Source organism: Bradyrhizobium sp. MI1.10 (genome assembly GCF_055811035.1).
In genome coordinates, this window is the sequence record NZ_JBVVPN010000048.1 from 45,064 (window position 1) to 55,558 (window position 10,495).

Annotated in this window: 2 protein-coding genes, 2 pseudogenes and 1 other annotated feature; of the genes and pseudogenes, 1 reads left to right on the forward strand and 3 read right to left on the reverse strand. The window is 58.3% G+C overall.

The window, feature by feature from the left end; translation table 11 throughout:
• Window positions 1-56: 56 nt before the first annotated feature.
• Complete coding sequence (locus tag AC0L3K_RS33835; RefSeq protein WP_473367639.1) at window positions 57-740, reverse strand: response regulator transcription factor; 684 nt, start codon at window positions 738-740, stop codon at window positions 57-59.
• 832 nt (window positions 741-1,572) lie between these two features.
• Window positions 1,573-2,802 (reverse strand): annotated as a pseudogene (locus AC0L3K_RS33840) (IS3 family transposase).
• Window positions 2,403-2,519 (reverse strand) — a sequence feature (AL1L pseudoknot). It overlaps the preceding pseudogene by 117 nt.
• 1,294 nt (window positions 2,803-4,096) lie before the next feature.
• Here AC0L3K_RS33840 and AC0L3K_RS33845 point away from each other — a divergent pair.
• On the forward strand, window positions 4,097-9,646 hold the full coding sequence (locus tag AC0L3K_RS33845) for a trifunctional serine/threonine-protein kinase/ATP-binding protein/sensor histidine kinase (RefSeq protein WP_473367640.1): 5,550 nt from the start codon (window positions 4,097-4,099) through the stop codon (window positions 9,644-9,646).
• A 361-nt stretch (window positions 9,647-10,007) separates the two neighbouring features.
• Here AC0L3K_RS33845 and AC0L3K_RS33850 read toward each other — a convergent pair.
• Window positions 10,008-10,421: pseudogene (locus AC0L3K_RS33850) on the reverse strand (FMN-binding negative transcriptional regulator); the annotation flags it as partial.
• Window positions 10,422-10,495: the final 74 nt, after the last annotated feature.

The following is a 10,495-nucleotide window of genomic DNA, read 5'->3' on the forward strand; positions in this document are numbered from 1 at the left end:
GAAGCATAGCGGCCAGCTGAAGGGTGCGCGTGTACGACGAAATTGTAAAATCATACTTAGGTTTGTACCTTGAGACGGTCGGTCCCAATTCCCAGCCTCTCAGCCATCCTAATCAAATCGGCTAGCGATCGAGCGCCCATCTTCCTCATCACGTGCCCGCGGTAGATTTTGACCGTGATCTCCGCGAGCCCGAGTTCCGCGGCGACCTGTTTGTTCAATAGACCGGTGGCGACAAGTCTCAACACATCCTGCTCCCGTGGACTTAGGGCCTCAAACAAGGACTGCAGCCTCTTGACTACCTTGTCTACACCTCGTCTTTTACGATCCTGTTCGATAGCAGCGATGACGCCATCGAGCAGTTCCTGATCGCGAAACGGCTTGCTGAGAAAATCGATTGCTCCACTCTTCATCGCTTTGACGGTCATCGGAATATCGCCATGAGCGGTGATGAAAATGATGGGGATATGAACCTTCAATTTGGCTAACTCATTCTGGAGCTCAAGTCCGCTCAATCCCGGCAGTCTGATGTCAAGCACAAGGCAGCTAGGAACATCAGGAAGTTCGCTGTGGAGCAGTTCCTGGGCGGATCCGTAAGCAACGACATCTAGACCGATGGAACGAAATAGGTTGACCAGCGATTCGCGCATCGAGAGGTCGTCGTCGACGACGAACACGCTCGGTCTCACCTCCGGCCCTTCGACAATTGCGGCTTGCGTCCGCGGTTCAGTGCGCTTGGTCACGATAAGAGCCTCACTTTTGCAATTATAGTAGAAATACCGTGCTAGGACGACCGCTGGTTGATCGCCGTGGCCTGCCTAGGAGCTTTCGCGCATTGCAAATCTGTGAGACTTTCCCAGGGATGTGACCGGGTCAGCCGTTCGCAGCGCGTAATGCATTACCAAGAAAGTCTAACAAAAAGCGCCCGAGTGGTCGAGAACTGGCTTTCGGGTCTCTCCTCCGTTCCGTGGGAACAGGCCCGCGGCATCGATAATCAATCAGCAGCCGTTTGAGAAGCACCGAATCCAGAAAGTGAGGCGTTCGCTCTTGCATGGGGGCGCGTCCCCGCGGGCCACTCGCGAGTGGAGGCTGCATGAGGCGGCGGACCCTCACTATGCGGCTGGATTAGAATGCCCGCCGTCTTGGTAGTTGGATACGCGGCCGTGAGTTGAGCGAATTCGCGCGATGTTGCCTATACATGCGCCGAGCTCGCCGGCATACGGCGTAGACTATCGCGCTTGTACTAAGGAAGATGGAAATTAGAACGAGTAGCAGCGGCATCAGCACATGAACTCTTTTGCTTCGTCAGAGCGCCTGTGAGTTGCGTCTTTAGCGAGCTTGGGGGGGCATCTTGCATCGGCTTCGTACAACCTCACGCAAGGTGCGATTCAAGTCCTTTCCTTCTAAGCGCCTGTCCCAAGATGGGTGGTGAATCTAACTAGAGAGGCCCATTCGCTGCCCGGCTGTCGACCGCTTCGGCAAAGCCAGTGCAATTGCCCTCCTACCTCAGCTCAACAATGGCTCGTCCAGCAAAGGTGAACCGCCCCGGGTTTGCCGGAGGCTATTTGGTTTAAGTTATGCCGCCATGGCGGGTTGTTCCAGCATGGCGTAGTAGCGGCGCTCGGCTTCGGCCGGCGGGATGTTGCCGATGGGCTCCAGGAGCCGCCGGTTGTTGAACCAGTCGACCCATTCCAGGATCGCGAACTCGACGGCCTCGAAGCTGCGCCATGGCCCGCGCCGATGGATCACCTCAGCCTTGTAGAGACCATTGATGGTTTCGGCGAGAGCGTTGTCATAGGAATCTCCGACGCTGCCGACAGAGGTTCGACACCAGCTTCAGCCAGGCGTTCGGTGTATTTGATCGAGACGTATTGGGCTGCCCCTGTCGCTGTGATGCACGAGCCCGCCGCGGTGGACCGGTCGGCGATCGTGCAGGGCCTGCTCCAGCGCATCGAGAACGAAGATGGCGTGCGCCGTGCGCGAGGCCCGCCAGCCCACGATCCTGCGGGCATAGGCGTCGATGACGAAGGCGACGTAGACGAAGCCGGTCCAGGTCGCGACATAGGTGAAGTCGGAGAGCCAGAGAACGTTCGGCCTTGGCGCCTTGAACTGGCGGTTGACGTGATCCAGCGGGCATGGCGCGGCCTTGTCGCTGATCGTGGTTTTGACGGTTTTGCCGCGGATTACCCCTTGCAAGCCCATGTCCCGCATCAGTCGTGACACCGTGCAACGGGCAACATCGAAGCCTTCGCGCTTGAGCTGTGGCCAGACCTGCGCACGCCATAGACGGAGAAGTTCTGATCGAAGACGCGCCGAACCTCGATCTTCAGCGCGGCGTCCTGCCTGGCTCGCGCCGACAGCTTGGCGGGATCGCGCCGCTTGGCCACATGGGCATGGTAGGTCGAGGGGGCGATCGGCAACACCTTGCAGATCGGCTCGACCCCATGCGCCCCACGATGATCGTCGATGAAGGCGATCATGGCTTGGACCGGCGGTCGAGCTCCGCCATCGCAAAATAAGCGCTTGCCTTGCGCAGGATCTCGTTGGCCTGCCGCAGCTCACGATTCTCCCGTTCCAGGGCCTTCAGCTCCTCGGCCATCTCAGTCGGGACACCGGCCCGCTGCCCGCTGTCGATCTCGCCTTCTTGACTCAGTCATGCAGCGTCTGCGGTGTGCAGCCGATCTTGGCCGCAATCGAGGTCACTGCCGCCCAGCGCGACGGGTGCTCGCCGGCGTGATCCAGAACCATCCGAACCGCACGGTCGCGGACTTCAGGCGAAAGCTTGTTCGTGGTCTTGCTTGTCATGGCTCCATCCTCTCAGGAGTTGGAGCCTCCGGCAAACCCGGGGCGGTTCAAAGGTATCGTTCTGTTACCGGTTTGGCGGCATCATAGGTTCGTGGCGAACAGGCTGTTCGAAGCTTATCTACTCAACCCCGCAAGATAGCACAGAATGCGAGCCGAGCGGTCAGCCTAGAAGCACTCGCCCCACTAGCTCATTGATCTTCCCACGCAGCTCATCAAAGCGGCCCGGCGCACTCCTTCGAGAAGAAGTGCGCAGGGTTCGCCCCACATCGCCAGTACATCCGTGGCGATGCTGCCTCCAATGAAGCAATCCACATGGCAAAACTGAGGCTCGCTCCGCAGCCAAACTCAATAGTGGCCGGCTGCTACTCCACACCGAGGGCGACGAGCTTGAATTGTACGTAGCGTCACGTTGTGCGATGTCGAGTTGGCAAAGTCCGACAAGGTGCAGTGCGGAATTGGCAGGGAATGCGATAAATGTTGTTACGTTGCGCGTGGCGAGGAGAAGGCGTTCCGCTGTTCTTCATCTTCGTTGCAATTCTCTTGACCGTTGTGGGATAGCTTCCGCCGCGCTTGAACGCCGGTTTAAGTATGGGAACTCTCGCTGCTCTCTCGGCTTCGACATGGCCGGCAATCCCCTCCTGCGAACGGCGGCGCCCGGCACTCCGATGAGTGAGGGCCTGTACGGGCTCTGTATCAGCATAAGGAGTGCCTTGTCGCGGGTCAGTTGCTTTCGAAAAATGGAAGCAGGAATCCTCAGAACAGCTATCGGCACGGTTTGGCTCAAACTGGCTCGCATATCTGCCGCTTGATGCTGCGGTTCAGATTCGATGACTGCATTGCACCTAACGAAATGGGCTTAGAATGATTGTCGATCTCGCAAATTGCACCGCGCCTGTCGGCGGCATTTCTCTTGCCTGGACTCGCGCGTTGCCTCGATCATGGGCAAACCGATCGGCTTTCACATGTCATGGCCTGATCGAGAGCGGCTATCCGGAGCCCTGCTGCACGTCGGGCAGCGGCTCGCTGGTGGCAGGTAACGGCCACGAGCCGGTCTATATTTCCGAGCGCACACGCTGCGTGATCGGGAGCCGCCGCCCATGCTGGGGGCCCCAGCCTGGGGGCAGGATTGCGGTCGATCGACATGATCGGGCTCTGTGCGTCCGTCGTATTTTGCCTGCTACGAATTCTTTGGCGGCCTTGATCCGGACCTGTGGCGTTCTTTGTGAAGCCCCTTCACAATTGCGTTCCTTATGTGTCAGATTTTGACTCGCGTCTTCCTAGTCTGGGTGGCCAAATGCCGCGGGACCCTCTCAGTCGGACTTTGTTCGGCTCAAATCTCGACAGCGACTTCCAGCCTCTGTGGGAGGATGGTGATCGCGCGTTCTGCCGTGCGTGGCGCCAGCTCATCCATGGCAGCAGAACTGTCGTGCTTGTCGTGCGGCCGATCACGGAACACCCAGCGACGCTCGACCGCCTCGTCCACGAGTGGGAGCTGAGGGAGGAGCTAGACGAGGCATGGGCGGTGCGCCCATTGGAACTGGTCCGGGAATCTGGTCGTACCATGCTGGTCCTGGAGGATCCATGCGGCGAGCCGCTTCTAAACTTAGTTAGAGCCCGCATGGAGCCCCAGCGCTTCCTGCGCCTCGCCGTTGGAATCGCGACGGCCGTGGGCAAGCTTCACCGGCACGGCTTGATCCACAAGGACCTGAAACCCGCTCACATTCTGGTCAATTGCCCGGACGAACAGGTGCGGCTCACTGGGTTTGGTCTGGCTTCCCGTCTTTCGCGCGAGCGGGTGCCGCCTGAGCCTGCCGAGTTCATCGCCGGCTCGCTGCCCTACATGGCGCCCGAACAGACCGGACGAATGAATCGCTCAGTCGACTCTCGCAGTGATCTCTATTCACTTGGCGTGATATTCTACCAGATGCTGACCGGCGCGCTGCCGTTCACGGGCTCAGACCCGTTGGAGTGGATTCATTGTCATATTGCAAGAAAAGCAACACCGCCCCTCGAGAAATCGCAAAATGTCCCGGAGCCAATCTCTCAAATTGTGATGAAACTCCTCGCGAAAACCGCCGAGGAACGCTACCAGACTGCCGCTGGCCTTGAACACGATCTGCAACACTGTCTGGCAGCATGGGCCAACCATGGTCGCATCGAGCCTTTTGAACTTGGCGCAGACGACACACCTGATCGGTTGATCGTCCCCGAGAAGCTCTATGGGAGAGCCCGCGAGATCGAGACCTTGCTTGGCTCTTTCGATCGAGCGGTGAAGAGCGGCGCGCCGAGGTTGGTGCTGGTTGCCGGTTATTCCGGCATCGGTAAGACTTCGCTCGTTCAGGAGCTACACAAAGTACTCGTGCCCTATCGCGGGCTCTTGGCATCAGGCAAATTCGACCAAGTGAAGCGCGATGTGCCCTATGCGACACTAGTGCAGACCTTTCAGAGCCTTGTGCGTCCTCTTCTCAGCAAAAGTGAGGGCGAACTCGCGACCTGGCGGCAAGCGTTCCGGGAGGCGCTCGCTGGGAATGGACGGCTGATCGTCGAATTGATCCCCGATCTGAGCCTGGTTATCGGCGAGCAGCCCGCGGTTGCTGAGCTTCCAGCCCGTCAAGCACAAATCCGTTTCCAGCTCGTGTTTCGTCGCTTTATTGGCGTGTTCGCCCGGCGAACCCATCCATTGGTGCTCTTCCTCGATGATTTGCAGTGGTATGACGCCGCAACACTCGACCTGATCGAGGATCTGCTGACCCAGCCGGATCTGCACCTGCTGCTTATTGGAGCTTACCGCAGCAACGAAGTTGATGCAGATCATTCGCTCAAACGCAAGCTCGAGTCCATCGGGAGAGCCGGCCTAAATCTACAGGAGATCACGCTATCGCCGCTCAGCGCAGAGGACGTCGGGCAGTTGGTCGCGGATACCCTTCGCTGCGGACCAAAGCGCGCTGCCCCGCTTGCGAAGTTGGTGCATCAGAAAACGATGGGCAATCCGTTCTTCGCCGTTCAATTCTTGTCCGAACTAGCCGGAGAGCAGCTGTTGACGTTCGATCACGTGTCGGCGCGCTGGCGTTGGGATCTGCAGCGAATTCACGCAAAAGCGTACACCGAGAACGTCGTCGATCTGATGCTCGGCAAGCTCATCCGGCTGCCAAAGGAAACGCAGGAAGCGCTGCAACAGCTGGCCTGTTTCGGCAACATCGCCGGAACGGCGGAGCTTGCGATTGTGCTCGAAATTTCAGAGGAACAGGTGCACGCGACCCTGTGGCCGGCAATCCGGCTGGAACTGATCGTGCGGCATGGGACAGCCTACCGCTTTGTCCACGATCGCGTTCAAGAGGCGGCCTACTTGCTGATGCCGGAATCCTCGCGCGCTCCTTCCCATCTGCGGATCGGTCGGATGCTCGCGGCACACATCCCTGCGCACAAACGCGAAGAGGCCATCTTCGACATTGTCAGTCAGCTCAATCGAGGCGTCGCGCTCATCGCTTCCGGTCAGGAGCGAGAGCAGCTCGCCGAGTTGAACTTCATGGCAGGGCAGCGTGCCAGGGCGTCGGCGGCCTACGCCTCGGCGCTCACATATTTCACCGTCGGTGCTGCGCTGCTCGCGCCCAATTCTTGGCAAAGGCGCCGCGAGCTCGCGTTCGCACTCGAGACCAGCCGGGCCGAATGCGAACTCTTGGTAGGCCAGCTGGAGATTGCAGAGCGTCTCTTGTCCGCACTGTCGAAGCGAGCTTTGAACGGGCCACAACGAGCAACGGTCGCATGTTTGCGGGTCGATCTTTACTTGACGCTAGGTCAGCACGGCCGGGCAGTGCTCATAGGTCTCGAATATCTTCGCGACGTCGGGATCGAGTGGTCGCAGCGTCCGACAGACCAGGAAATGCTGGCCGAATATCAGCGGATGTGGTCACAGCTGCCCGACGCAATCGAGGATCTTGCTGGTTTGCCTCGAATGACAGAACAGGCCACGCTTGCCACGCTCGCCGTGTTGACGCGGATTCTTCCGGCTGCAGGTTTCACGGACGCCAATTTATCCGCTTTAGTGATCTGCCGAGCGGTCAGCATCAGCCTCGAATACGGCAACACTGATGCTTCCTGCGCCCATTACGCATGGTTAGGCCGAATCTCGGCCGGACGCTTCGGTGACTACCAAGCGGCCGATAAATTTGGTCGTCTTGCTTGCGACCTGGTTGATCGCGGTGAGTTCTCTCGTTTTCGGGCTCACGTCTATTTGGCCGTCGGAGGCACCGTGATCCCGTGGACGAAGCCGCTTAGAGACGGCCGAGTTTTGATCCGGCGAGCCCTCGAAGCCGCGGTCAGTAGCGGTGATGTCATTTATGAGGCGTACAGTTCCGTCCATCTAACCGGAAGTATGATGATGGCCGGAGATCACCTGAAAGAGGTACAGAACGAGTTAGAGAAAAGCGCTGCTACGATCCGGAACAGAAAGGTACAATTTGCTGCTGAGGCGGTAGCCGCTCAGCTCGCAATCGTCAGAACCATGCGCGGCCTCACGCGCTCGCTCGGTTGCTTCGACGACCAACAATTTGACGAGCTAGACGTTGAACGATCGTTGGCAGGAAGTCCGGAGTCACCTAGCGAAACCGTTTACTGGATCCGCAAACTTCAGGCGCGCTTCCTATCCGGCGATTATGCTGCGGCTGTTGAGGCTCGCTCGAAGGCCGAGCCCAAACTATGGACCATACCAACAGAGCCCTTGACCGCGGAGTTTCACTTTTATGGTGCGCTGTCTCACTCGTGTTATTGCGACAGGCTGGGCGAAGGCGAACAACAGCCGCACCGAGATATCATTGATGCCCATTACAGGCAACTGCAGACATGGGCGACGAATTGCCCCGACAACTTCGAGAATCGGGCTGCCTTGGTCGGCGCTGAAATTGCGAGGTTAGAATGCCGGGATGCAGACGCAATGCGACTGTACGAACACTCAATCCAAACCGCAGGACGTAACGGTTTCCCCCACCACGAGGGGATCGCTTGTGAACTTGCAGCGCGCTTTTATGCTGCACGCGGTTTTGGCAGGATCTCCCGGGTTTACCTGCAGGACGCGCGGCGCGGCTACCTTCGTTGGGGAGCGGATGGTAAGGTGCGTCAACTCGAGGAGCTGCATCCGCATCTCATGCATCAGGAGGCCCCTCTCGCCGTGAATGGCATGACGATCGGAGCTCCGGTTGAGCATCTTGATCTGGCGACGGTGATCAAAGTGTCGCAGGCGATCTCCGGCGAGATTGTGCTTCAGAAGCTAATTGACAAGCTTATGCGGACTACCATTGAGCAGGCCGGCGCCGAAAGAGGTTTGTTGATTCTGCTGCATGGCGGCGAGCCACGGATCGAAGCGGAAGGCAAAACGGTAGCAGATGCCCTCGTTGTAAAGGTGGATGAACAGCCCGTAACTCCGATGGCTCTTCCCGAATCCGTGCTGCATTTCGTGCTACGTGTCCGCGAAAACGTGGTTCTCGAAGATGCTGTCGCCCAGCCTTCATTTGCCGAAGATCCTTATATCCGCGAGCGCAAAGCACGTTCTATTCTTTGCCTGCCACTGATCACGCAGGGCAAGCTGATCGGCGTACTTTATCTGGAGAATAATCTCGCCCCGCGCATATTCTCGGCTGCCCGAACGTCATTGCAGAAAATGCTTGCCTCTCAAGGTGCAACAGCCCTGGAAAACAGCCGGTTGTACAGCGAAGTTCACCAACGGGAGGCGAAAATCCGGCGCTTGCTGGACGCTAACATCATCGGAATCTTTATCATTCACGAAGGGGGCGAGATCATCGAGGCAAATCAAGCGTTCCTCACGATGGTTGGATACGACCAAGAAGATCTCCTCGCAGGCCGAGTCAACGGTCTCGACCTGACGCCTCCAGAATGGCACGAGCGCACATTGGGTGCTCGGACAGAAGCAAAAAGAACCGGAGCTGTTCAGCAGTTCGAGAAAGAGTACGTCCGCAAAGATGGCAGTCGCGTGCCAGTGCTAATTGGCCTCGCCACGTTCGATGCGCAACTCGACCAAGGTGTTGGCTTCGTCCTGGACCTGACAGAGCGAAAGAGAGCGGAAGCGGAAGCCCGTGAGAGCGAACGGCGTTATCGCGAGACTCTGATGGGCCTTGCACACGCCAATCGGATCACGACAATGGGGCAGCTGGCCGCCTCGATCGCCCACGAGGTCAACCAGCCGATTGCCGCGATCAGCAGTAATGCAGGGGCAGGGCTAAATTGGCTCGGTGCTCAACCGCCGAATCTGGAAGAGGTTCGGCAGACCTTCGGTTTGATTGTCCGTGACAGTATGCGCGCAGGAAACGTGATCCGTCGGATCCGCGCTCTTATGAATAAAGCTCCTATGCAAACGGAGCTTCTTGCGATTGACGAATTGATCGTAGAGGTGCTGGCCCTAGTCCACGCGGAACTGGCAAAAAATGATGTGTGGGTGCAGACCCTACGGCCTGAGGCTTTGCCGCTCGTTCGAGCGGATCGCGTTCAGGTGCGGCAGGTGATCCTCAATCTGATCACGAACGCCATCGAGGCCATGAGCGTGATCAAGGAAGGCGACCGCGAATTGCTGATCAGTGCCCGGACGGATGGTGCGAATAGCGTATTGGTCAGTTTTCGCGATACGGGTCCAGGGCTCGATCCAAACAGCGCAGACCGCGTGTTCGAGGCTTTTTACAGCACCAAATCCGAGGGCATGGGCATGGGACTGGCCATTTGCCATTCTATTATTGAGGCGCATGGGGGCCGGATGTGGGCGGGCCCGAATGATCCTCGCGGGGCGATCTTTCAGTTCAGCATGCCCATTGCGCCGGAGGGCGTGAATCGGGTGGAATAGGTGTCTTGAACGTCTTAGGCTCGATTTCGACGTCGAGCAGGGGTGCTCCGGGAGGCAATGTGACAGAAGCGAGCCGCGTGACGTTCGTAATGTGAAACATTCGCGTTTCTTGCTGTCCCGTCGGCGAGTGTGGGAGCGACCGCAGATTGTCGCGAATTGTCAGAAAATCTGAATCTGACCGCAGCGGCCAGATTCAAGACGGTTTGAGGCTCTTTGCAAACGTCGTGAGCCTCGCAGGGCGTCAAGCGGAATCAGACGAAGGCAGTAGACGGAGTGTTCGCGAGAATGACGTCAATGGCCATAGAGGAAATGGAGAAAATCTAAGTGATAAGGGATCGTTTACAACCCGTCGTGCGGTTGGTTATCCCTTCCGAATGAGGTGAGCCACTCGACGAGATTCGTCACGGTCGCTCTTGGACAAGCCCTCAATCACGCCGGCGCGATCCGCTGCGTTGCGGTTCTGAGTCATCTTCCGCGTGCCTTCGAGCCGTGTAATTTGCAATCGCGGACCGACAATCCCCTTAAGCTGCGCTTTGATGAAGTCGGCAGGGGCGTCGGAGACGGCCCAGCGGTCTTTGCCCGCCGAGTGGTCATGCGCATCGGTCACTCGCGTGACTACCTCCAGCAGTCGATCGGCATCATCGAAGAAGTCGACCGGCCCGTAGGCATGCACCGCGACTTAGTTCCAGGTCGGTACGGCCTCGCCTCTCTCCTGCTTCGTCACGTACCAGGAAGGGCTGATATAGGTTCGCGGCCCAGTGAAAATAGCCATCGCTAGACTGTATGTCCCCCCACAAAATGAGGCGACTCACCCTCGATGTTGCGACGAGGGTTGCCCGGATGGACCGG

What these genes read in the sequence shown, in the direction of transcription:
- AC0L3K_RS33845 (WP_473367640.1), top strand. Translation starts at nt 4,097, where the DNA reads ATGCCGCGGGACCCTCTCAGTCGGACTTTGTTCGGCTCAAATCTCGAC.